This window comes from Ruegeria sp. BG5, assembly GCF_056538425.1.
On the sequence record NZ_JBQFTC010000001.1, the window covers coordinates 1,020,713 to 1,044,770 of the forward strand.

20 protein-coding genes are annotated in these 24,058 nt (G+C 59.4%); 8 read left to right on the top strand and 12 right to left on the bottom strand.

Annotated elements, in window-relative coordinates:
* Window positions 1–23 precede the first annotated feature (23 nt).
* The 6 genes from ACR0KX_RS04710 to ACR0KX_RS04735 all read right to left on the bottom strand — a co-directional run bounded on the left by ACR0KX_RS04710 (window position 24) and on the right by ACR0KX_RS04735 (window position 7,209).
* The gene (locus ACR0KX_RS04710) at window positions 24–995 is read right to left on the bottom strand and encodes a D-cysteine desulfhydrase family protein (RefSeq protein ID WP_480707955.1); all 972 of its coding nucleotides are present in this window, start codon (window positions 993–995) and stop codon (window positions 24–26) included.
* A gap of 61 nt (window positions 996–1,056) precedes the next feature.
* Window positions 1,057–1,794: a TSUP family transporter gene (locus ACR0KX_RS04715; RefSeq protein WP_170451811.1), complete on the bottom strand. Its 738-nt coding sequence runs from the start codon at window positions 1,792–1,794 to the stop codon at window positions 1,057–1,059.
* Window positions 1,795–1,879: 85 nt separating this feature from the next.
* Window positions 1,880–2,620: an aspartate/glutamate racemase family protein gene (locus tag ACR0KX_RS04720; RefSeq protein WP_170621450.1), complete on the bottom strand. Its 741-nt coding sequence runs from the start codon at window positions 2,618–2,620 to the stop codon at window positions 1,880–1,882.
* Between the two features lie 43 nt (window positions 2,621–2,663).
* Complete coding sequence (locus tag ACR0KX_RS04725) at window positions 2,664–3,902, bottom strand: FAD-dependent oxidoreductase (RefSeq protein WP_170621452.1); 1,239 nt, start codon at window positions 3,900–3,902, stop codon at window positions 2,664–2,666.
* 4 nt (window positions 3,903–3,906) lie between these two features.
* Window positions 3,907–6,120 carry a TRAP transporter fused permease subunit gene (locus ACR0KX_RS04730; protein ID WP_170621454.1) on the bottom strand — a complete coding sequence of 738 codons (2,214 nt, stop codon included), beginning with the start codon at window positions 6,118–6,120 and terminating at the stop codon, window positions 3,907–3,909.
* Window positions 6,121–6,201: 81 nt separating this feature from the next.
* Window positions 6,202–7,209, bottom strand: a complete 1,008-nt coding sequence (locus ACR0KX_RS04735) for a TAXI family TRAP transporter solute-binding subunit (protein ID WP_170451802.1) — start codon at window positions 7,207–7,209, stop codon at window positions 6,202–6,204.
* 128 nt (window positions 7,210–7,337) lie between these two features.
* On the opposite strand from ACR0KX_RS04735, the gene ACR0KX_RS04740 reads away from it, so the two are divergent.
* Window positions 7,338–8,300, top strand: a complete 963-nt coding sequence (locus ACR0KX_RS04740) for a LysR family transcriptional regulator (RefSeq protein WP_170451800.1) — start codon at window positions 7,338–7,340, stop codon at window positions 8,298–8,300.
* 19 nt (window positions 8,301–8,319) lie between these two features.
* Here ACR0KX_RS04740 and ACR0KX_RS04745 read toward each other — a convergent pair whose 3' ends face one another.
* From ACR0KX_RS04745 to cuyA, 6 genes are all read right to left on the bottom strand, one after another.
* Window positions 8,320–10,203: an SLC13 family permease gene (locus ACR0KX_RS04745; protein WP_480625770.1), complete on the bottom strand. Its 1,884-nt coding sequence runs from the start codon at window positions 10,201–10,203 to the stop codon at window positions 8,320–8,322.
* A gap of 138 nt (window positions 10,204–10,341) precedes the next feature.
* Window positions 10,342–11,067, bottom strand: a complete 726-nt coding sequence (locus tag ACR0KX_RS04750; RefSeq protein ID WP_480707958.1) for an alpha/beta fold hydrolase — start codon at window positions 11,065–11,067, stop codon at window positions 10,342–10,344.
* Entirely contained in the window at window positions 11,064–12,605 is a 1,542-nt protein-coding gene (locus ACR0KX_RS04755; protein ID WP_170621456.1) for an ABC transporter permease subunit, read from the bottom strand. The genes ACR0KX_RS04750 and ACR0KX_RS04755 overlap by 4 nt, the downstream gene beginning before the upstream one ends.
* A complete protein-coding gene (locus ACR0KX_RS04760) occupies window positions 12,602–13,657 on the bottom strand; it encodes a betaine/proline/choline family ABC transporter ATP-binding protein (RefSeq protein ID WP_170451794.1) in 1,056 nt (351 codons plus the stop codon). The genes ACR0KX_RS04755 and ACR0KX_RS04760 overlap by 4 nt, the downstream gene beginning before the upstream one ends.
* Before the next feature lie 71 nt (window positions 13,658–13,728).
* Window positions 13,729–14,688 (bottom strand): ABC transporter substrate-binding protein, encoded by a 960-nt coding sequence (locus ACR0KX_RS04765; RefSeq protein ID WP_170451792.1) that lies wholly within the window; start codon window positions 14,686–14,688, stop codon window positions 13,729–13,731.
* 43 nt (window positions 14,689–14,731) lie between these two features.
* Entirely contained in the window at window positions 14,732–15,745 is a 1,014-nt protein-coding gene (cuyA, locus tag ACR0KX_RS04770; RefSeq protein WP_480626264.1) for a D-cysteate sulfo-lyase, read from the bottom strand.
* 196 nt (window positions 15,746–15,941) lie between these two features.
* Here cuyA and ACR0KX_RS04775 point away from each other — a divergent pair, with 196 nt between their 5' ends.
* The 7 genes from ACR0KX_RS04775 to ACR0KX_RS04805 all read left to right on the top strand — a co-directional run bounded on the left by ACR0KX_RS04775 (window position 15,942) and on the right by ACR0KX_RS04805 (window position 24,041).
* Window positions 15,942–16,850: a LysR family transcriptional regulator gene (locus tag ACR0KX_RS04775; protein ID WP_170621460.1), complete on the top strand. Its 909-nt coding sequence runs from the start codon at window positions 15,942–15,944 to the stop codon at window positions 16,848–16,850.
* A gap of 201 nt (window positions 16,851–17,051) precedes the next feature.
* Window positions 17,052–18,791 carry a peroxidase family protein gene (locus tag ACR0KX_RS04780; protein WP_480707961.1) on the top strand — a complete coding sequence of 580 codons (1,740 nt, stop codon included), beginning with the start codon at window positions 17,052–17,054 and terminating at the stop codon, window positions 18,789–18,791.
* Between the two features lie 3 nt (window positions 18,792–18,794).
* On the top strand, window positions 18,795–19,667 hold the full coding sequence (locus ACR0KX_RS04785; RefSeq protein WP_170517479.1) for a hypothetical protein: 873 nt from the start codon (window positions 18,795–18,797) through the stop codon (window positions 19,665–19,667).
* Entirely contained in the window at window positions 19,664–21,016 is a 1,353-nt protein-coding gene (locus tag ACR0KX_RS04790) for an NADH:flavin oxidoreductase (protein ID WP_170621462.1), read from the top strand. Before ACR0KX_RS04785 ends, ACR0KX_RS04790 begins: the two co-directional genes overlap by 4 nt.
* Window positions 21,013–22,548, top strand: coding sequence for a c-type cytochrome (locus tag ACR0KX_RS04795; RefSeq protein WP_170621464.1), 1,536 nt, complete (start codon window positions 21,013–21,015; stop codon window positions 22,546–22,548). The genes ACR0KX_RS04790 and ACR0KX_RS04795 overlap by 4 nt, the downstream gene beginning before the upstream one ends.
* 17 nt (window positions 22,549–22,565) lie before the next feature.
* Window positions 22,566–22,988 (top strand): hypothetical protein, encoded by a 423-nt coding sequence (locus ACR0KX_RS04800; protein WP_170451779.1) that lies wholly within the window; start codon window positions 22,566–22,568, stop codon window positions 22,986–22,988.
* A gap of 174 nt (window positions 22,989–23,162) precedes the next feature.
* Window positions 23,163–24,041 carry a hypothetical protein gene (locus ACR0KX_RS04805; protein WP_480707963.1) on the top strand — a complete coding sequence of 293 codons (879 nt, stop codon included), beginning with the start codon at window positions 23,163–23,165 and terminating at the stop codon, window positions 24,039–24,041.
* Window positions 24,042–24,058: the final 17 nt, after the last annotated feature.

Here is a 24,058-nt window from a genome sequence, read left to right on the forward strand (position 1 = left end):
CGATGCGGAATCATATGGCCGTGTCAGTCGTGTGCGGGGCCGAGTTCATTCTGATAACCGAATAGGGCGGGCAGCCCTCCGGTATGGATCATCACCACCTTTTGCCCGGGCTTGATCTGTTTTTGCTCAACCAGATCAATCAGTCCTGCAAAAGTCTTGGCCGTATAGACGGGGTCGAGGAACACCCCCTCGGTCCGTGCCATCAGTTCCAGTGCGGCACGGGATTTTGGCCCCAGCCTGCCATAGCCGGGGGCCAGCGCGGTGTCCGATGTTCGGACGTCATTCACCACACTTGCCGGATCAATGCCCAGAAGGTCCGACAGCAGTTCAAGGACCGTCACCATCCGCTCCTGTTGCAGCGCGCTGTTTCGGCGAACGCAGATGCCATAAACCGGCGCGGACACGCCGCTGGTTCTGATACCCGTCAGCAACCCGCCATGGGTCGCACCGCTGCCCGAAGGGACTACAACAGCGTCAAAATTCCGCATCTGCTGGCACAGTTCTTGCCCGGCGGCAACATAGCCTAGCGCGCCTAATGGCGGGTGGTGCAGACCCAGATGGATGACATAGGGTTTGCGCCGCTGCGCCCGCAGCTCCTCGGCCCGGGCGTGCAGGGCGGCGTCTGCCCCGGCTTCGTCTTCACCAACGGGATAGCGCATGTGTTCGGCCCCAAGGATCTGGGCCAGCAACACGTTTCCGGATTGATAATAGTCCGGACCCATATCCGGAACACGCTCTTCCAATTGCAGGACGGATGTCATGCCAAGCCGCGCCGCCGCAGCCGCGGCCGAGCGGACATAGTTGGACTGAACCGCCCCGGTAATCAGAACAGTATCCGCGCCCTGTGCCTGAGCGTCGCCAAAGTAGAACTCAAGCTGCCGGGTTTTGTTGCCGCCAAAACCTAGCCCGGTCAGGTCATCGCGTTTCAGCCAGAGGTCGATCCCCAGCTTTTCCGACATCCGGCCCAGACGCTCAACCGGTGTTGCACCGGTCATGAAGCGGGCCCTTGGGAATTTTGAGAGAAGATCCTGTGTCATCGGGTTCGACCTGTAAAGTTCATGCGACAAGATACGCGCGTTGGAAAAGAACATAGCAGGCCACTAGCGAGATGGCCCGGATCGCGGTTCTGACAAGGGGTTGGGGCAGGCGCGATCTGACCGCGCGTCCGACCAGACTACCGAAAATTGCGATGGCCACGAAAGTCCACAGTCGGGGGCCGAGTGGAATCGATTGCCAATCGGAAAGGCCATGCAGCAGAAACGCCGCGCCATAGGCGACCAGCGCGATGGGTTGAACCAGCAGGGCCACCGCCCGGGCCTCAAAACCCCGCGCGATCAGCCCGAACACCATCAATGGGCCGGGTGTCGCGGCCCAGACGGTTGCCAACCCGGACAGCCCGGACACGGCGGCAAAGCCGGTCGCGCCAATCGCGTTCCGCATCGGAAGCAGGGTCGTGACAACGCCGATCAGCAACAGCAATCCGGTCAGGGCCAGCACGAAGGCTTCGCTGAGCCATGGATAGACCATCAGCCCCGCAACCACGCCAATCAGGCAGCCCAAAATCGCCGTTGTGATTGTGCGTCGTTCGACCGTGACGATGCGCCAGTCCGTGGCGACCACCGAAACGATTGTGTTCAGCAGCAAAAGCGCCGGAACCGCTGTCGCCGTCCCCAGCAGGATCATCATGGGCGGACCGGCCAGAATGCTGAACCCGATGCCGATGCCAACCTGAAGCAAGGCGCCCAGAAAAACGGCGATCATCAACAAGGACAGTTCCAGAGAAACTTCAAACACCTTTTGCCACGCTCATCGCCTCATCGATCCACGTTAACGTCTAGTTTGGAGGCGGCCCAAAAGCGAGCGTCGAGGCAACGAATGATCAAGCCCAAGGCATAATGCCAGAATACGCAGACCGCACCGAAACCGCGTGCGCCATCTGCGCCAGCGTCGTCAGGTCAAAGACCGGCAGCTTCAGCGCGTCCTGTATTTGCGCGGCGTAGGGCGGCAAGTCGGTGCACTCCAGCACCACAGACCGGATGTCCGGCGTTTCGCGTTGCAGATCACGGGCGGCTTGCAGAACTTCGGCCTCGATCAGGTCGGTATCCATGCGTGTTCGTGTGTTTCGCAGGATCACTTGGGCAAATTCTTCGGTGTCTTGCAGCCCTTTTACGGCGACGGGAATGTTCGCGGCTCCGACGCCTTCGAAATGCCGGGGCGTCAGGGCCCGGGCATCTGCGGTCAACACGCCAACAGGCGCTTTGGCCCCGGTCATGTGGAACGCCAGCGGCACTTGTATCAGGCTTGAGGCAAACACCGGGACCGAGACGCAAGCGGCCAGTTCCTTTTGAAACAAGGCAAGGAACCCGCAACTGCCGGTGATTGCGCGCACGCCTTCGGCCTCAAGCCGCTGTGCGCCTTTGATGAACGGGTCCAGCAATTCGGGTCTGGGGTCATTCAACAGGTCCGGCACGGTGATGCCGTCGATCATTTCATAGAGGACCGGGAAGGGCAGGCTGGACGGGTTCTTGATATGGCCGGGCGGCTTGGGGAAATAGCTTTCCAGACACAGTACGCCGATGGACGCGCCGCAGATATTTTGTCCGCCATTGTAAACCGGCATGGGTGTTCCTTTCTGTAGCCAAGCGGCGGCGCGGGCAGGGTGCCTAGAACCGCCCCAGTGAAAACGGATCGAGATCGATGTTGAGCCGCCGACCGGACAGAAGATCGGCCACCAGCTCTCCGGTCTTTGGGGCCATCATCAATCCGTAATGCGAATGCCCAAAGGCGGCGTAGAGGCCCGATTTGCCGTTCACCTGACCAATGGCCGGAAGGCTGTCGGGAAAGGACGGACGCCGTCCCATCCAAAACCGCGCGCCCTGCGGGTTCAGATCGGGCATCATCGCCTGCGCCTGTTGGGTCAGCAGCGCCTTTTTGCGCGGGTCCGGGGGGGCGTCGATATCGGCAAACTCGGCCGTTCCCGCAACCCTCAGGCCGTCCTGCATGGAACTGGCAACAATCTTTGCGTCCACGTCCATCACCGAATGGTTGAGCGTGCTGTGGGCGTCCGGAAACTCGATATGATACCCGCGCTCGGCCACCAGGGGCAGCTTGATCCCCAACGGTTTCAGCAGGTCTGCCGACCACACCCCGGCGGCCATGACGATGTGGTGGGCCTGTATTATCTCGCCCGAAGTCGTCAGGTCCCAGCGCCCATCAGGGGCTTGCGAGATTGCCTTGATTTCGGTTCTGACAAACTCGGCACCCTGAGTGCGGGCTTTCTCGGCCAGCACCGCGCCAATGCGGCCCGGAGACAGCGCCCGCGCCTGTCCCTTGATCAACACGGCGGCTTTGAAATCCCGCGACAAGGCCGGTTCAATACGCCGAAGCTCGGCCCCGTCGATCCGCTCGATCTGCCCGCCTTTTTCCTTGCGGATTTGATAATCCAGACCGTTCAGGTTGGCATTTTCCGGACGGCGAAACGCGTGCACATAGTAGCTGTCGGTGATCAGGCCTTCGTGCCCCGTTCCATTCAGATGCTTGCGGTAGAGGTCGATCGAAGGGCGGCACAGCAGTTCCATCGCCTCTGACGTGCTGCGCACTTTGCTTTCGGTCGAATTGCCAAGAAACCGCAGGCCCCATGGGATCATCTTTGGCCAGAAACTCGGGCGCACTGACAAGGCGCTTTTGGGGTTCAGCAGCATCCGGGGCAGTTGCTTCCACACCCCGGGCATGGCCTGCGGGATGATCGACCAGGGCGAGACCACGCCCGCATTCCCGAACGAGGTCTCCTGTCCCGGTTCCCCCCGGTCGATCAAACGCACCGGAATGCCGCGTTCCTGAAGCGAAAGGGCGCAACAAATGCCGACGATCCCTGCGCCGATGATGGTCACCTGTTCTGTCATCGCATCAGGCCGGGGAATGACTGCGGTTGCGCGCGATCAGTTGGGTGACGATGACCGGAGCGGCCACGGCCAGCGCGATCAGATCGGCGGTCAGGCTTGGCGCGACAAAGATTACCCCGGCGATGGCCATCAGGATGCGTGACACCATGTTCAACGGCTTCAGCCAATAGCCCACCACCGCCGCCGACAGGGCCACGACCCCGGCGATGCAACTGGTTGCGGTATAGGTGAACTCCCACAGATTGAACCCGGTCGAGGACACGAACAGCAGGACCGGCGCATAAACGAATGCCATAGGCGCGATGACCTTGCCCAGCCCAAGGGTGAAGGCCGACAAGCCGGTTCGGAACGGGTTCGAGTTGGCAATCGCCGCCGCCGCATAGGCGGATGTGCAGACAGGCGGCGTGATCTCGGACACCACGCCGTAATACAGCACGAACAGGTGGCTGGCGATCGGCGGGACGCCAAGCTGGGCCAGCGCGGGCTGTGCGACCGAGACCAGCATGATGTAAAGCGCGGTGGTCGGGATGCCTGCGCCCATCAGGATGCAGACGATGGCGATAAAGACCAGCGAGATGAACAATTGCAGGTCTTCCATCGCAAACAGCTGGAAACTGCCGAACGAGATCATATTGTAGAGATCAGCCGCCAGATTGCCCGCGCCCTGCGTCACCATGAAACCAATGCGGAAACCGATGCCGGTGGTGTTGATCACACCCACCACGATGCCGACAGCGGCAGCGGCGGCCCCCACGGCCAGCGAGTATTTCACACCCAGTTCAACCGCGGCCAGCATCTCGGGCACTTCGATCCGTTTCTGGGGGTTAAGGGTCGCGATCAGCGACAGGCCACACAGAATGGCCGTCATGGTCAGGTCGAACCCGCCATCCGAGAATTTCCACAGCACAAAGGCCAGGAACGCCGCCGCGTAGATCAGTGTCGGAGGGTGTCTCAGCCGCGACATGCCCGCAATCACCGCCAGCGATATGCCGCAGAAGGCGGACATGAACGGCGTGTAGCCGGTGAACAGCACGACCAGCAGTCCGATCAGCGGCACGATATTGGCCCAGCCCTCGGCCCAAACGGCCTTGAGCTGCGGCAGTTGCTCTTTCGCCAAGCCTTTCAGGTTCAGCTTGCGCGCCATCAGGTGCACCACGGCGAAGACGCCGACATAGTGCAGGATCGCCGGGAAGATCGCGGCGATAACGATGGTGGTGTAAGGGACCTCAAGGAACTCGGCCATGATGAAGGCAGCGGCCCCCATGATCGGTGGGGTGATCTGACCCCCGGCCGAGGACGCGGCCTCGACCCCGCCTGCAAAATGGCCGGGGTATCCAAGGCGCTTCATGTTGGGAATGGTCAGCGCGCCGGTTGATACGGTGTTGGCCACCGAAGACCCCGAGATCGTGCCGAAAAACGCCGAGGATACCACCGACACCTTTGCCGGACCGCCGGTATAACGGCCCGCCAAAATCGTTGCGTTGTCGATGAAAAGCTGCCCCAACCCGGTGCGCTGTGCGATGACGCCGAACAATACGAAGTGGAACACGATGGTCGAAACCACCCACAGCGTGACGCCATAGATGCCTTCCTGCGGGAAATACATCGACGACACGAAGGTTTTGAAATTTACTCCGGGATGTTGCAGCAAGCCGGGGAAATACGGTCCTAGCAGCGCGTATGAGATGAACACACAGATGATCAGCGGCAGCACCCAGCCCAGCGTCCGGCGAGCGATGTCCAGCACCAGCAGGATGATGACGACGCCAAGGAACACGTCATAGCCGTTTGGGTTACCCATGCGAAAGGTTTGTTCCTCGATCCCCAGAGCCGGGATGCCGCGCCAGGCAACGCCCACGTAAAGCGCGGCGACGATGCCGAACCCCATGAAAACCAGATCATAAAGCGGTATGTTGCCGATCCGAAAGCGGCTGATCTTGAGGGCATAGAAGCTTTTGGCCCCGACAATCGGAATGGTGGCGTAGACCAGAATGAACAGCAGGGCCAGATAGATGCCCATATGCCAGTGATCGGCAGGCAGACCGAACCCAGCCGTGAAGAATTCGTAGAATGCAAAGATCAGGGCGACGACGCGCAGCACCTTGCCCATGGCGGGCGTGACTTGCCGGACGGCGGCACCTTCGTCGAACTGTTCCTCGATGGCCGCCAGTTCCTCGGCCGTCAGTTCGTGGTCATCAAGTTTCTGGGTATCGGACATGATGGCCCCCTGATTTCGCATAATTCCAGAATGCGGTGCCCCGCATAAGGGGCACCGGCGACAGGTTTCAGTCGGTTGCGATTACTGAAGCAGACCGGCTTCTTTATAGAATTTCTCGGCCCCCGGATGCAGCGGAACACCCAAAGCCTCGACACCGTCCAGCGCGGTTTCAGCCGTGATCTGCTTGCCCTTGGCGTGGCCATTGTCCAGCAGCTTGCGGGTGTTGTCGTTCCACAGCGCCTTGGTCAGGCCATAGACCAGTTCGTCGGACAATTCCGAGGACACAACCAGCATCGCGCTGACCGCAGGGGTTTTGGTCTCACCGTCGATACCTTCATAAACCCCACCGGGAATGGTCGAGGGGATATAGGCCGGGATGATCTCATTGATCTTCGCCATATCTTCGTCGGTGAAGGAATGCAGGTTCATCCCCTTGGTCGAGGACAGCTGCACCATCGCGGCAACGGGCCAGCCTGCGGCATAGAAATAGGCGTCAAGCTGACCATCGGCCAGACGCTCGGCGCTTTGGCTGTTGTTCAGCTCGGCCTCGTCCATGTTGTCGCGATTGACGCCCCAGGCGTCCAGCATCTGCAACACGGCGACCTGCGTGCCGGAACCGGCCTGCGCGATACCCACGCGCTTGCCCTCCAGATCGCTCAGATCATTGATCGTCTGACCGGCTGGCAGCACCAGATGCAGGTCTTCGGGGAATAGGTTTGCGACGATGCGCAGATTGGGGTGGGGCTTGCCTTCGAACTTACCCTCGCCCAGATACATCGAGCGGGTTACGTCGGCTGCGGCCAGACCGGCCTCAAGCTCGCCATTTTGCACAGCGGCGTTGTTGAACACCGACGCGGTGGTGGATTGCGCAATGGCGATCAGGCCCGGAACACCGCATTGGCCGCCTTCCTCGCAGGGGCGCGAGCCCGGAGGGGCAGAGATACCGTTTGCAATGGTGCCGCCAATGGGGAAATAGGTTCCACCGGCCCCGCCGGTGCCGATGCGGAAAAAGGTCGGATCCTGCGCCAGCGCCGGGGCGGCCAGCGCGCCAGCCAAGGCCAGACCTGTCAGGCATTTCACGAGTTTCATCGTCGTCTCCGTTGTTGGTTCGTGGGACTCGGTTTGACCGAACCTCGATCCCAAAAGCGTAAAGACAAATGGCATAAATACAAATTTGTTATATTTCACAAAACTAAAGTTTGGCTTATACGACAGGAATGAACCTGACGCAGCTCACAGTCTTTCGCGAGGTGATGGAAACCGGCTCCATCTCTCAGACCGCCAGAAAACTGAACCGCACCCAACCCGCGATCAGCCTGGCCCTGAAGAACCTGGAACAAACCCTTGGCCTGACCTTGTTCGAGCGTAAGGGCAGGCGGCTGGTTCCGGTTCCCGAGGCGCATTACCTGCTGGCCGAAACGACGGGTATTCTGGACCGTCTCGCGGCGATTTCCAGCACGATGGAGGGGTTGATCAAGGGCCATTCCGGTAGCCTGAACATCGCCACGATGCCGGGGCCGTCGGCCTTTCTGTTCCCGCGTTTCATCAGCCAATCGGTCGGAGAGAACCCGGACATCCGCATCACGCTGTCCACCCGCAGTTCTCCCCAGATCATGGAGCTTGCCGGGACGCAGAATATCGACTTTGGCTTTGCCGATTTCGAACACGCGACCGGGAAAGAGCCGCAATATTCTGCCGAGCTGATCCGGGCCGATTGTTTCTGTGCGATTGACCGGGACAACCCGCTGGCCGCGCGTGACAGTATCTCGATCTCGGACCTCGACGGGGTTCCGATGGGCGGGCTGCACGCAACGCACCCGTTCCAGCACAAAATCCGCAGCAAGTTTCAGGAGGTATCGGCCCGCTACAATTCGACAGTGACCTGCCAGTATTTTCTGCCCCTTATCCCGTTTGTAAGCTCGGGCCAATGCTGCACAATCGTGGACCCTTTGACCGTCGCGACGGAACAGGAGCTGGGCCTGTCTGCCGGAAAGGTCGTGTTCCTGCCGTTCGCAAACCCGCTTCGGTATGAATACGCAATTCTGGAACCGGAACACCGCCCGCCGTCGCAACTGGCGCTGAAGATCAAGGCAGGTTGGAAAGCCGAAGTTATCAGAATGCTTGACGACGTGGGGGCCAAGCCAACTGCCAAAATGATTTCTGAGCAGAGTGGCGAATGAAGTCGCCAGCTTTTCAAGCTTAGTAAATCAAGTTCAGCATCAACATCGAAACCACCAAAAACAGTATCGTCATCACGCCGCCGGATCGCACAAAGTCCATGACCTTGTAGCCGGCAGGCCCCATGATCAGGGCGTTCACTTGGTGCGTCGGAATGATGAAGCTGTTTGAGGTGGAAATGGCCACCGTAAGGGCGAAAACAGCCGGGTTTCCTCCGGCGGCAACTGCAATGGACACGGCCAGCGGCACAAGCAATACGGTGGCCCCGACATTTGACATCACAAGCGAAAACGCTGTGGCCAGTATCGCGACACCGGCCTGCAGCGCCCAGATCGGCCAGCCATTCAAAAGAACCATGATCTGTTGGGCGATCCACGCCGCCGTGCCGGTATTTTGCACCGCCTGACCCAAGGGGATCAGACAGGCCAGCAGGAAAACGGTGTTCCATCCCACGGCGCGATACGCCTCATCCACGCTCAGCACGCGGGTCAGCATCATTCCGGCGGCACCGGTCAGCAGGCACAGCGACAGCCGCACGTCGGTGAACAAAATCAACGACAGGGAAATCGCAAAGAAGGCCAGCGCCCAGCCAACCTTTTGCGGGCGCAACTCTTCCTGAGGGAAATCGGATGTGACCACGACAAAGTCAGGATCCTGCGTGATCCGCATCAGGTTGTCCCATCTGGTATGTGCCACCAGCATGTCACCTGCTTTGAAGGTTTCGAGACCGATCTGCGTGGACTCGTGCGTGTCCGTTTCGACATGGCTGAGTGTCTCTTCGCCCCGGTGGATGGCCAGCAGGGACATTCCGTAGGTCTTGCGGAACAACAACTCGCGGGGGCATTTCCCGATCAGTTTGCTGTCGGGTGTCACGACCACTTCGGCAATACCGGCATTTGTGGGTGCGAATTCTTCGACGAAAATGTCCAACTCGGGCAGGACCTTCAGTCCAAACTTCTGGGCAAATTCCTCTACCACCCAGCGGCGCCCGATGATGGCCAACCGACATGGCGCGGCAATTTCGGCCGTCAGAACCTGCACCATCGATGTTTTGCCGCGATAGAAGGTCGAGATGATATACAGGTGGTTTTCGTGGTTGATGTCAGCCAACACCTGACCGACTAAGGGGCTGTCTGCGGGGACCACAACCTCGAAAACATCTGCTTTCAGGCCGTAGACCCGTTGCAGATATTCCTGCGTGCCTTGGCTGGTGCCGGTATTGTCGGATCCGGTGTCGCCGGGCAGTACCCATCGGCCAAGCAGTAGAAAATACGCGATCCCGGTCAGGATCAGCGCCGCGCCAATCGGAGTGACCGAGAACAGGCCAAACGGCTGAATTTTCTGATCGTCCGGCAGCCCCTCATTCGCGGTCACAACCAGATCGTTCAGCAAAATCAGCGGCGATGACCCGACCATTGTCATCGTGCCGCCAAGGATGGCGCAAAAGCCCATCGGCATCAGCAGACGCGAAAGCGGAATACCGGACCGTGAGGATATGCGGCTGACAACCGGCAGGAACAGCGCCGCCGCGCCCACATTTTGCATGAAAGATGAGATAACGCCAACCGTTCCCGAAACGATAGGCAATACCCGGTTTTCAGCCGTACCGCCGTATTTCAGAATGACAGCCGCGACCTTGTTCATGATGCCGGTCTTGTCCAACCCGGCACCCACGATCATGACCGCGATGATCGAGATTACGGCGTTTGACGCAAACCCATCGAAAAGGTGAGAGACATCCGCCAGGTTCTCAAGACCCGGCGCATAGCTCAGCAGGCCGACCAGAACGAGCACCAATATGGCCGAAAGATCAATCCTGACGATTTCTGAAACAAACAGGAACACGGTAAACGCCAACAGCGCGCAAACGACTCCCATCTCGAACGTAAAAACAACCTGTTCCACAGAGTTCTCGGTAACTTTGTCTTCTTTTCGTTTTAAGTGAACACCTAAACGATCATGATGGCCTTGTCATGTTGTTTCGATTTCACGGGCGATAACGTAATTTAATTTCAAGCCGGGTTGGGTCGCTGGTTCTGCAAGTTAACCGGTCATGAGATAGTCCAACAAAACGCCGTTAAAAAGCGCGGGCTTCTCCATATGCACCGCATGCGCGCATCCGGGGATCACGGACAGGCTGGCGTTGGGAATACTGGACCAAAGCAGATGCGTCTGGTCCCACGAATAGGTTCGGTCCCGGTCGCCACAGACTACCAGCGTCTCCTGTTGCAGGTCTTGCAGGTGTTCTGCTCCGGACCAATTTTGCATTGCATCCAGACCGGCGAGAATGGCGTCTTTCGTGGCCATTCGGGCCAGGGTTTCGCAATCCATGAAATGGGGCGCGGCCTTGGTTTCCCAAAACCACGTTGCCGCGATCCGGCTTGCGGTGGCTGCGACGCCGTCCTGTTCAACGCGGGCTTTGCTTTCGTCGATGGTTTCAAACCGTCCGGGCAGGACGCCAATTGCACCGGTCGCGTACAGGATCAGCTTCTGCACGCCGCTTTGATCAGCGCGAGCGATCTCTTGCACCACCATACCGCCCATCGAGTGGCCCAGAAGGTGGTACCTGTCTGTACCAAGCGCACGCAGATGCGCGATCACCCAGTCGGCCAGACCATCAATGCGGTCTATCGCGGAAAGATGTGCGTTCTTGCCAAAGCCGGGCAGGTCAAGGGCGACGACCTCGAAATGGTCTGAAAATGCCTTGTATTGCAAGTTCCACTGCGGGCTGCCGCCCATCAGGCCGTGCACCAGAACAAGGGGCGTCACTTGCGCTGGCCCTGAACAATGCGATCCAGGATCATTGCGCAGAACAGGATGGCGAACCCTGCAAGGATACCTTGTCCGACATTGGCATATTGCAGGGCCTCAAGAACATCCTCACCCAACCCCTTGGCACCGATCAGCGAGGCGACAACCACCATCGCCAGCGACAGCATGATGGTCTGGTTGATTCCCGCCCGGATCGACGGGCTGGCCAATGGCAGATCGACCTTGGTCAGCAGATACCATTTGTTGGCCCCAAAGCTGATCGCCGCCTCGCGCACGCTTTCGGGGACGCCGCGCAGACCAAGAACGGTCAGGCGTACCACCGGGGTGCCGCCGAAAATCATCGTTGTGACGACGGCGGCGGGTTTGCCTGTTCCGAAGAACGCAATTACCGGGATCATGAATACGAAGGCGGGCATGGTTTGCATGAAATCCATGATCGGTTGAATGAACGCATAGAACCGGGGACGGCGTGCCGCGAACATGCCCAGTGGGATTCCGATGACGATGGACAGACATGCCGCCGTTCCAAGCAAAGCAAGCGTTGTCATGGCTTTTTCCCAAAACCCAAGCAGGCCCATATAGGCCAGAAACGCGCCGGAATAGATCGCCATTCGCACACCGGCCGTCAGCCAGGTCAACAAGATGATCAGCGACGCAATCACGATCCAAGGGGTGCTGACAAACACCAGTTCCAGCGCGTCCAGCACCAGACGGATGGCATAGGTGATCCCGTCGAACAGCGCCTCGCCATTCAGAACGGCCCAATTGAAGAACGCCTCGATCCCGTCGATGCTGAGCAGTCGGAATTCCGGGTCCGTCGGAAAATCGCTGAGGATCGCGAAACGCCCCGGAAAGCTGTAGTTGATCATGGCGACCGTCACGATCAGAACCATGAACACCGCGCTGAACACGATCTGGGATACAGGCATCCCGGACCGGATCGACCGGTCCGACAGCCATTCAGAAAACCGAGCTTCCAGCGCCCAGTTGGCCATCACTGACTGAGCCACCTTGGCGATGATCAGGATGACAAGGCCGGTCAGGGCGATGGTTGGGCCTTGCTCTGCCAGCGCCTCGGCCTCGGCGCGAATGCCGCCGATATTCGCCTCTAGCCCGTCCACCGCACGCTGGAACGCGTCCACCCGGTCCGAGCCCGCCTCGATTGCCGCCGCAAGCTGTTGCTTGCGTAACTCTAAGGTGCCCTCGATAGACGCGATCCGGGCCATCGCGTCCGAGGCGAGATCTCCGAACAGGCCACGGGCGATCTGGACAAAGCCAATCGCCTCGATGATCAGAAAGCACAGCGCCCAAGACCACAAGCCGCGCGCACCAAACCAGATCGGCCCGAATAGCCCAGCGAAAAAGTTGAAGGTCGGCGTAAACCGCGCCGAGGCACCGACCTTGTCGAAATTGGCGATGTAGTAGTCGGGATGCGTGCGAACAAAGGTGCGAATATTCTCTTTGCGCTCTTCCGCATAGGCCAGCGCGGCCTCGCTTTCGGTGTCTTCCAGCGGATTGATGTTTTCGTCCCTCATGACACCTCGGTCCCTTCGATAACGGTACGCAGCAGGTCGGCGCGGGTGATGACGCCAACATCGGCACCCGCGTCGGCCACGACGATGGGATTGTCATCATCAATGGCCAGATTGATCAGATTGCTAAGCGTCTCATCGCTGCTGACGCGGTGCAGATCGGCGGGCAGGGGGCCGTTCCGGGACGTCCAGTCTTCAATCGGGCGCATGACGACCTTGGCATGCACCACTTTCAGACGCGATATCCCGGCGACAAAGTCGGCGACATAGTCATCCTGGGGATGCATGACGATATCTTCGGCCGTGCCCATCTGCACAACCTTGCCGTCGCGCATGATGGCGATGCGATCCCCGATCCGAACGGCTTCATCCAGATCGTGGGTGATGAACACCGTTGTCTTTTTGAGGATTTTCGACAGTCGGATGAATTCATCCTGCAATTGCCGCCGGATCAGCGGGTCAAGGGCCGAAAACGGTTCGTCCATCAGCAAAACATCCGGATTGGCCGCCAGCGCCCGTGCAAGGCCGACACGCTGCTGCATCCCGCCGGACAGTTCATGGGCGAACTTGGACCCCCAGGCCCCCAGCTCGACGATGTCCAGAATGGCCGCCGCCTGACGCATCCGTTCATTCTTGGCAACCTGCCTGATCTCCAGCGGCATCGCCACGTTGTCCAGAACGGAGCGGTGCGGCATCAGCGCGAAGTTCTGGAACACCATACCGATCTTCTGGTTGCGAAAGTGCTGCAGGTCTTTCGTGCCCAACGCCATCACATCGGTGCCTTCGATCTCGATCTTGCCCGCGGTGGGTTCCAGCAAACGGTTGAAATGGCGCACAAGGGTCGACTTGCCGCTGCCCGACAGGCCCATGATGCAAAAGATTTCACCCCGGTTCACCGACAGGCTGACATCCGCAACACCGACAACGCAGTTATACTCGGCCAGTACCTCGGCCTTGCTCAGGTTGCGCTCGCGAACAGCTTGCAGTGCGGCCTGTGGTTTAGCCCCGAAAATCTTCCAGACATTCGAAATCTCGATGACGGTTTCTGCGTTCATTTTTGCGCCACTGTTTGAAGAGATCAGGTCCGGGACCGGCCGAAACCGGTACCGGCAGTTCAGTTGGGCGCTTACAGCCCCAGCATCGAGTCGACGCGGTCCGAGTTCTCATTGACCCAGTCCTTCGCAACATCAGCCGGTTCGCGACCATTGGCGCTGATTTCAAAGGCCAGACCGCTGACATCATCGGCGGTCAGGGCAAAGTTGGCAAAAAACTCGGCAATGGCGGGCGAGCGGTCGGCCAGCGAGTTCGACCAAGCAATCTGAACCTGCTTCAGGGCGTCCTTCGTTGCCACATTGGATTTTTCGTACCAATCGGCATCGTCGGACGGTTGGATCATCACGTATTTTGCAGGGTCATAGGTGGGTTCCGTCAGCATCTCGACATCAAACATGAACCACACCGCATGCGGCTTGTAGCAATAGAACGCATATCCTTCGCCCTTGGCGATCGAGTCCTTGATGCGCGCGGTCTTGACACTTTCTTCGGCCCGGATCGGTTCGATGAAGTCCAATAGGCCATAGTCGCGCACCTTGACCTCGTTGACATTTGCCGAGGCCCAGCCGGGCGCGCCAATCCACATCTCGCCCTTGCCATTGCCATCACTGTCCATCAGCGCGGCCACATCCGGGCGACCCAGATCTGCGATGTCGGTAATGTTGTTGGCCTGACCGAAATCCTTGGACACGCAGAACCCCTGGTTCCCTTCGTATGGATTGGAGGACAGCGTCACTGTGCCCGCCTCATCCACATATTTCTTGGTAAAGCTCTCCTGGTTCGGCAGCCAGACGTCCGGATGAACATCGATGTCACCCTTGCCCTGATCCATCGCCTGAAAGATCGTGGCGTTATTGCCGGGAACATATTCGACCGTCCCGCCAATGCGGGTGGCGACGATCTCGCCCAGCACATAGGCGATGGCCTGAGCACCAGTCCAGGACGGCACGCCGATCTTGACGTCTTCGGCATAAGCGGTCGCCCCAAACGTGGTCAGCAGCGCCGCGCCGATGAGGGTTTTTTTCAGTGACATAGTGATCTCTCCTTGTTGGTCGCTTTTTGTTTTGTTCTTGTTTTTATGGTGTGTAACCGGGCAGTCCGAAGGCATCGGAATACCCAAACAGGGCCGCGCTTCCACCAGTGTGCAGAAACACGACATTGCTCATGCCGTCGAAATAACCCTTGCGGATCTGATCGATCAGCCCGTCGAGGCCCTTGCCTGAATATACCGGATCGAACAGCAGCCCTTCGGTGTGGGCCAACAGCTTGACCGCCCGGATCATCCCGTCGGTCGGCAGCCCATAGCCGGGCCCCACATAATCGCAATTCGCTCGCACTTCTGAGCGGGCGATCTGCGCGTCCAGTTCCAGATGCGCTGCGGTTTTGGTCGCCAGTTCAAACACCATCTGTTCCTGCTTGTCTTGCGGAGCCCGAACGCCAATACCCAGAAGATGCGTGGTGCTTTTGATCGCCGCCAGCCCGGCCACAAGCCCGGCCTGAGTCCCGGAACTGCCGGTCGCATGAACCAGCGCTTCAATCGACAATCCCATTCTGGCTGCCTGTTCGGTCAATTCGCGGGCGCAGTTGACATAACCTAGCGCACCAATGGCGTTCGAGCCCCCTCCGGGAATGATGTAAGGCTTCTTGCCCTCGCTCCGCAGGTGATCGGCCAACCTGTCCATTTCGGAATTCATGTCCGCACCGCCGTCGCGCTTGGACACCGAGGCCCCGTGCAGGCGGTCCAACAGAACGTTTCCGTTCATGATGTAGTTGGGGTCATCCGATCCGGTGCGATCTTCCAACAGTATGTGACACTCCAACCCCAGTTTGGCCGCCGCAGCAGCAGTCTGGCGGGCGTGATTGGATTGCGTAGCGCCCTGGGTAATGATCGTGTCCGCGCCCTTTTCAACGGCGTCCGCCATCAAAAATTCAAGCTTCCGGGTCTTGTTCCCACCGGTCGACAGGCCGGTACAATCGTCCCGCTTGACCCAAAGGCGCGGGCCGCCCAGCACCTCGCTGAGTCTGTCCATCGGTTCCAGAGGTGTCGGAAGATGCCCGAAGGAAATCCGCGGGAACCGGGCCAGACTGATCGACAGTTCCTTGCACAGGCTAAAGGTTAGGTCTGCGGTTTCGCCCGCAGTATTCTCCGAGATTTCTGCCGACTCTGCCATGCTCTGAGGTCCTTACCGTTGGGATCTCTCAAAGCGTTTCCTATCAAATCAAAGAAAAACAGTGCTTTTTTGTACGGCTACTCATACTTTTGCTTTGGCTGGGGGTGCGCTTTTCATGGATACACAATGGTTAGAGGACATTCTTGTTCTGCTGGAAGAGGGCAATCTAAGCCGGGCCGCCGCGCGCCGACATATCACCCAGCCCGCGTTTTCCAGGCGTATCCGGTCCTTCGAAAACTGGCTGGGCGTCACCATACTGGACCGCAAAACCAACCGGGTCGAGATCAGCGCCGCGCTGATCTCAAACGAACCCGAGATACGTGCGCTTCTGGTCCAGCTTCGCGAGCTACGCACAAAAATTGCCCATCATGACCCCAAGGCGACCACCGTCAGGATCGCGGCACAACATGCGCAGGTGTTTTCCCGGTTCCCGGACATGGCGCTGAAGGCCCGGTCGCACCTGCCGGGCGTCAGGTTCCGTCTGCATGCCGCTAACCTAAGCGACTGCGTCAGCATGTTCCTGCGCAAAGATGCCAGCATGCTGCTGTGCTACGAATCCGATCTGGCCGAACCGTTGGAGTTCGGGTCGGGCGTATTGCGCGGAACCTGGGGGCGGGATTATCTGATCCCTGTGGTGGGCGGGGCCCTTCGGTTTGCGGTGAAAGACGTGGGCGACATTTCCGACACTGCGCCGGCAGTCGTCTATCCGGATAACAGCTATTTCGGGCAGGTTCTGCGCCGAAAGGAGCGCCGGTTCGGGACGGCTGGGTACAGCACCAACCCGATTTGCGAGACGGCGTTTTCGACCGGTATTCTCGAGATGGTCCGCAAGGGCCTTGGGGTCGGTTGGCTGCCCTTCAGCATGGTGCACAGCGAATTGCAAAGCGGCGAGGTGATCTCGCTGGCGAATGCGTTGGGGCGTGAGCCCATGGACATCGCGATCTACGCGGACCGCACGGAATCAGCTGCTGCCGAATTGTTCGGGATCTGGAGCAACCAGGGGTCGAAGGCGCGACACCGCTGACCGCCAATCAAGGTGCGGAATCCCCCAACTGTCAAAGTCACGGATTTTGTGATATGCACAAACAATAGTTTGATTATTGTTATCCCACTGTCTTTAAGGACATTTTCGATGTTCGAAAGAATTCTGGACTCTCTGCTCGGCAGATTTGCCTCTATTTCTCAAAGATTTAGAGTTTGGCACGCTTGGCCGTTTTTGCCTGCGTTGGCGATTATTCTGGGCCACCGTGTCAACCTGCGGCACAACAACCTGATCGATACCGAAACCGCGCCGTTGGATGGCGAACGGCCCGAGGATTTTGACATTATCGGATGGCGCACCGCGGACGGGCAATTCAACGACCTTTCGCAGCCCCGCATGGGCGCGACGGGCACCCGGTTCGGACGCAATGTCGCGCTGAGGGACACCTATCCGCCCAGCGACGCGGATCTGATGGATCCAAGCCCCAGACTGGTCAGCGAAAAGCTTCTCAAGCGGCATGAATTTGTACCCGTTCCACATCTGAACGTGCTGGCGGCTGCCTGGATTCAGTTCATGGTGCATGACTGGCTCAGCCACGGTCCCAACGATCCGGATGCCGAGCCGTTGGACGTGCCGCTACCCGAAGGTGACGACTGGCCGGGCGGCAAGATGACCGTACGGCGCACGATGCCCGACAAACAGGTGACGGATGCTGATGCCAACCGTCCACCTACCTTCCGCAATGTCGAAACCAGTTGGTGGGATGGATCGCAAATCTATGGCTCGACCGAGGAACGTCTGCGTTACGTCCGCACCGCCAAACTGAAGGGCCGGCCCAAATCGGCCGAAATTGCTTTGGACGATGGTCTTTTACCCGTCGACAAAAAGGCCAAGCGCGAAGGTCAGGAACTGGCAGGTGTCAACGGCAACTGGTGGACCGGGCTGTCGGTGCTGCACACTCTGTTCGCGCGCGAGCATAATTCCATCGTGGCGCGGTTGCGCATTGATCATCCGGATGAAAGCGAAGACTGGCTGTTTCACAAGGCGCGGTTGGTGAACTCGGCGCTGATGGCCAAGATCCACACCGTAGAATGGACGCCCGCGCTGATGGACAGCCCTGAAGGCCGCATGGCGATGCGCGGCAACTATTGGGGCCTGATGGGCGAAACCGTGTTCAACGCGGTGGGCCGGGTCTCGGACAGTGAGGTGATGTCGGGCATTCCCGGCTCTCCGCAGGATCATCACGGCAGCCCCTATGCAATGACCGAGGAGTTCGGCTCGGTCTACCGGTTGCACTCTTTGATGCCAGACGCATATGAATTCCGCAGCCATTCCGACAATGCGCATCTGCACAGCGCCGGCCTGACCGAAGTATCAGGTCCCGGCGCGCGTAAGCTGTATGACAATCTGAGTTTCGACGACGTGCTGTATTCTCTGGCGACCGAAAATCCCGGCGCGTTGGTGCTGAACAACTTCCCCGAAACGCTGCGCCGTCTGGACAAGAAGGTTGAGGCGAATGTGTTCCTCGATCTCGCCGCCGTTGATGTCCTGCGTGACCGCGAGCGGGGCGTGCCGCGCTATGCCGATTTCCGGGCCGCCATCGGCGCGACGCGGCCTGAAACCTTTGAAGACATCACCGATGACCCCGATTGGCAGTCCGCGCTGCAAGAGGTCTATGGCACCGTCGAAAAGGTCGATCTGCTGGTCGGGACACTGGCCGAGGCGAAGTCGAAAAACCAGCCGCCGCGCTTTGGCTTTTCGGACACGGCGTTTCGTATCTTCATCCTCATGGCCTCGCGCAGGCTGAAAAGCGACCGCTTTTACACCGATGATTTCCGGCCCGAAATCTACACCGATGCCGGGTTCCGATGGGTGGCCGAAAACGGGTTTGCCGATGTGGTGCGTCGCCATTGCCCGGACCTTGCCGAAGCTCTGGTCGATGCCCGCAACCCGTTTTTCCCCTGGCGGATCGCGGGGGGCTGAGGCATGGCCCGTCACATTCGCATCCCACTGATTGCCGATCTGATTCTAACCGATGACGCGGATGAGATCGGACAGCTTGCCGACCACGCCGCGCTGGATCGCGGGTTTCGCCCGCGGGGGCCGCTGATCAACCGGATACTGGCGCACCGCGTCAGATCGGCGTTGTCGCTTGGTGGCAATCCGCTGCCCAGCGCGATGATGCGGGACGACCCCGAAAGGCGTCGGATGTCTCAGGACATCGCCGATAAGTTCGCGCCGGGCAATTGGGATACCGACACGCTTAATCAGATGGTGGGCTATGTAAGGGGCGATCTGAGCAGGCCCGTCGGCGAGCTTGCGCAGCAGATCACGGGCCGGGTGTTTGATCCGACCTATGCGGCAAGCGCCGAAACCTGGGATGCAGCCAAAGCGATCGAGACACATCTGCAATCGTTTAACCCCTTTCGGCGCCTCATCGCCTTTCTGTCCGGCGCATTGCGGGACGCTCAAGGCGTGTTGGGTCAGGCCGCGAAGGGCGACAAGGGCGCTGTCCACGGCACCGGGATCGCGGTGCATAATCTGGCGCTCAGCCTGGAACGGTTGCAAGCGGCATGGGCTGATCAGCGGCTGCGCGCCCACCTTACCCCGGAACAGGCGGCTTTGCGCGTGATTGCCGCGCCGCGCACCGTGATGCGTGCCGGAAAGCGCCATAGCGACACAATCGGCGGGCGCGTGCGGCCAGTCACCTTGGTCGCCATGAACACGCGCAGGGCGGCGGGCGCAGGCATGGACGCCGATCTGGCCTTTCTGGGATCAAGCTGGAGCCGCTGCCCGGCCCAGCACTGGGTCATGGCGTTGCTGGCAGAAATCTGGAAACAGGCGGGAGAAACCGGATGAGCGACGATATCATCTTCACTCCGCTCAAGTTCCGCAACCTTGAGGTCAAGAACCGGGTCTTCCGGTCGAATATCTCGGGCCGCTTCGACGCCGAAAACGGGGCGCTGACGCAGACGCGGATCAACTGGGAATGCAAATTCGCGCGCGGCGGGGTGGGGGCCGTGATCTCATCTTATGTGCCCGTGCGCATGGATGGCCGCATCATCGCCGGGTACGCCACCATTCACACGGATGAGTTCATTCCCCTGTGGCAGAAATTAGGTGAGGCGGTCCGCGCCAACGGATCGAAATACATCCTTCAGCTGTCGCATTCCGGTCGCCAGATGGATTTGCCCGGCATCCACAATCAGCACCGCCCGACCCCAAGCCCCACCAACGCGTACGAAACCCTGCACGGCTTCCCAACCCGCGCCATGAGCACGCATGAAGTGGGCGAAATGGTCGAAGATTTCGCCCAGGCCGCATGGCGCGCGCGTGAGGCCGGGCTGGACGGGATCGAATTGCACGCCGCCAACGGCTATCTGTTCACCCAGTTCCTGAGTTCCGCGATCAACGACCGCACGGACCATTACGGCGGCTCCCTGCGCAACCGCGCGCGGTTCCTGCTTGAGGTGATCGACGCCATTCGCGCCAAGGTTGGGCGCGAGTTCCACTTGCAAGTCAAACTCTCTGCCGTGGACCACAACAACGTCCTGCCGTGGGAAGGTAAGGGCAACACCCTGTCCGACACGGTGCAGGTCGCGCAATGGTGCGAGGCCGCGGGCGTGGATGCCCTGCACGTCTCGACCGGCTCGCTGTTTCCGCATCCAATGAACCCGCCGGGGGACCTGCCGCTTGAGGTTCTGGCCGTTACTTACGACGCGATGATTGCATCGGGCGTCAACGGGTTCAGAAACTACCTGTTCTTCCGCTTCCCCTTGCTGCGCCCGCTATTCCTGCGGCTTTGGTTCCGGCTGAAAAAAGGCCGCGAGGATGAAGGCATCAGCCTGGAAGAATGCCGTGCGATCAAACAGGCGGTGACCATTCCTGTGATCAACACCGGCGGCTATCAGAACGCGCGGGTTGTGCGTGATGCCATCACCTCGGGCGGCTGCGATGGGGTGTCCATCGCGCGGGCTCTGGTAGCCAATAATGATCTGGTCAAGCATTGGGCCGCAGGTGAAGATGAGCCGCCAAAACCTTGCACACGCTGCAATAAATGCCTGTGCAATGCGCCGAAACATCCGATGGGTTGTTATGAGGAGGACCGGTTCGAGAGCCGCGAGGCGATGATCGACGAACTGATGTCGATCTATGAAACCAAGCCGATCCTTCAAATCCCGACCCCTGACAGGGAGGCGGCAGAATGAGGAACCAGCCTGTCACCTTTGTTGAAGAGGCCTTGAAACAACGCCGCCGCCGACGGTTGCCGTTGACCATTCTTGTGGCGTTGATGGCCCTGGTTGGGCTGCTTGCCCTGATCGCGGCCTTATGGCTGCTGTTGGCCTGGATGCGCGGCGGGCCTGAGCATTTCCGCGACGACGAACAACACTTCCTGCACGGCTCTATCGGTTCGGAAACCTCCAGCGGATTGCCGTATGAGGTCTGGCAGGCGCTGCCCTATCTCTTCCCCGACGCGTTTGAGGGCAAGACGACCTACGAGGCGTTTGGGTTCCTGTATAAGGAGGATGAGAAAGGTCGCACTGACTTGCCAATTGGCATTTCCCGCCGCGATCAGTTGGGCATCACCTTGGTCTGGTTCAACTGCGCCGTCTGCCATGCCGGGACCTATCGCGAAACGGCTGAGGCCGAGGCGGTGATCGTGCCCGGAATGCCGTCGAACAACCTGCAATTTCATGCGTTTATCGAGTTTCTGCTGGACGCCTCGACCAGTCCGAAACTGGCCGCCGAACCGCTGTTCGACGCCATCGAACAAAGCGGCAATGGCCTTGGACCCGTCAAGCGGCTGTTCTGGCGCATTGCAGTTGTCCCCCGCATTCGCGAGGAATTGCTGGCGACCCGCGCCGCTTTGCAGCCCCTATTGGCGCGCCAGCCGGATTGGGGCACCGGTCGCGTGGACACGTTCAACCCCTACAAGGTGCTGGAATTCGACATGAACGGGGATGCACTGACCCCGCAAGAGGTCATCGGCGCATCTGATTTTCCCTCCATCTTCCTGCAAGGCCCGCGCGAAGGCATGCGGTTGCACTGGGATGGCAACAACCCTTCGCTGGCCGAACGCAACCTGTCGGCGGCGCTTGGGGCCGGGGTGACAGCGGAAACTGCGGATCATGGCGGGATTGAGCGCGTTGCAGCATGGCTCAGCGATCTGCCGCCGCCTGCGAACCCGGTACAGGTGGATGCCGAGGCCGCCGAACGGGGGGCCAACCTGTACGCGACCTTCTGTCTGGAGTGCCACGGGCGTTGGACCGGGACAGAGTACGAGTTCTCGGGCGACAAGTTGGGAACCGTTCAGCCAATCGCGTCCATTGGGACGGATCGCGCGCGGCTGGATAGCTACACAAACGAGTTCCAGCAGCGGCAGGTGACTGAACTGTTTGCGGACACGCCTTACGCGTTCCGGCAGTTCCGCAAAACCGACGGCTACGCAAATATGCCGCTGGATGGGCTTTGGGTGCGCGGCCCGTATCTGCATAACGGATCGGTGCCGACGCTGGCGGATTTACTTAACGCCCCGGAAGATCGCCCCAAAAAATTCCAGCGCAATTCGGATGTGATCGACCCGGTGAATGGCGGGTTCCTGTCACCCCCGTGCGAGGATGAAGGTGTCTATTGCTTCGATACATCCCAGCCGGGCAATTCCAACGCAGGCCACGTTTACGGCACGCATCTAAGCCCGACCCAAAAAGCCGATTTACTTGAATACCTTAAAACCTTCTGAACAAGGAGATGAGTAACATGACCGATACGTTATCCATCGGCTGGACCCGCGCCCAGGCCGACAACCGGATCAAATCTCATCGCCGTCTGTTCGGATTTGTGCTGGCGCTTCAGATCGTCATCGGCGGGCTTTTCCTGTTTTGCCCGGCGTTTTCGCTGGGTGTTGTGGGCCTGCCCGCTGGGGCCGAGAACCCCTGGCCCTCGGTCTGGGGGGCGACGCTGATCTTTGTGACCGTCATGCAAATCCCCGGCGCGCTTGATCCGGTGCGTCAGCGTTATCCCAATGTCATTGCCGTGCTGGGGCGGGCGCTGATGGTGGCAACCTTCGTTGCGCATGGGGGGCCGTTCCTATGGTTCGCTGCCTTCGACGCCGTGTTTGGCGTGCTTATTTTCCTTAGTTTTCGCCGACTGGTGATTGCCGAACTGATGACCAGACCGTGACCGTTTTCTGTCTCTGAGGTGGGCGATTGGGTAAATCTTATGTTTGCTTGGTTTCATACCCTGACACCTGCCGGTCAGGCGACGGTCGTGTCTGCCCTGGTCAGCGCACTGGTCGCTGTTTTTGTCGCCTTTCTAAGCCCATTCAGCGCGCGTCGGTTGGAAAAACTCAAGGCGATGCTGGCCAAGGACGCGGCGCTTAATGACGCGCGAACCTCATATGAATTCGAAGCACGCAAGAGACTGTATGCTGAGATCGAGCCGCTGTTCTTCCAACTGTTTGAGGCCGCAGAAGGCGGGTATTACCGCGTCGCCAGCTTGGTACGCACGCAGCGGCAGGGCCATCTGGGCGAAGCAGACGGACGTTGGCTGGCAACCGAGGGTTATTACCTTCGTTCAACCATCTACCAACTCTTCCTGCCGCTTGCGATATTCAGACTGATTCAAAGGTCCGCGACCTTCGTCGATATCGAACTGGATCAGAATATCCGCGCCCGATATTTCCTGTTGAAGCTGTCCTATTATGCGTTCACCGACGACTTTGAGCTTGCCGGGCTTGAACCATCTTTGGCGTACTCTCCCAACGTTCCGGACTGGAAGGAAAAAACCCTTGAAAACCCAGCGCAATACCGGCGGCAAGGGTTGGTTATCGGGCATCTGGATCGCTTGATAGACGCCATGATCGTTGGTGATGATCAGTCGCAACGAACAGTTGATTATGGTGAGTTTGAAGAGCTTTGTCGTAACGATCAGGAGCTCAAGAAAGTGATGGCTGAGCCTGCACGACTGTTCCTTGGATTTGGTTTCACCAACCGACCTGTTCTGGCCCGGGCCTTGCTGGCGCATGCCTATACCATGCGGTTGCTGCTCTACACCTATTCTCGCGCGTCGGATTGCGGTGATCTTGCCGCTGTGTTGCAGACCTTTTGTACTTCGGATGAAGCGTCCGAAGACTTGGACTGGGGCGAAGGCTTTGGACAGGTTTCCTCTTCTGTCGCAGGTTATGTGAAAGAGCGTTTGTCCTGGAGCGGGGCGGACGAGTACGACATCGGCTGATCGCCTGAACCCGAAGG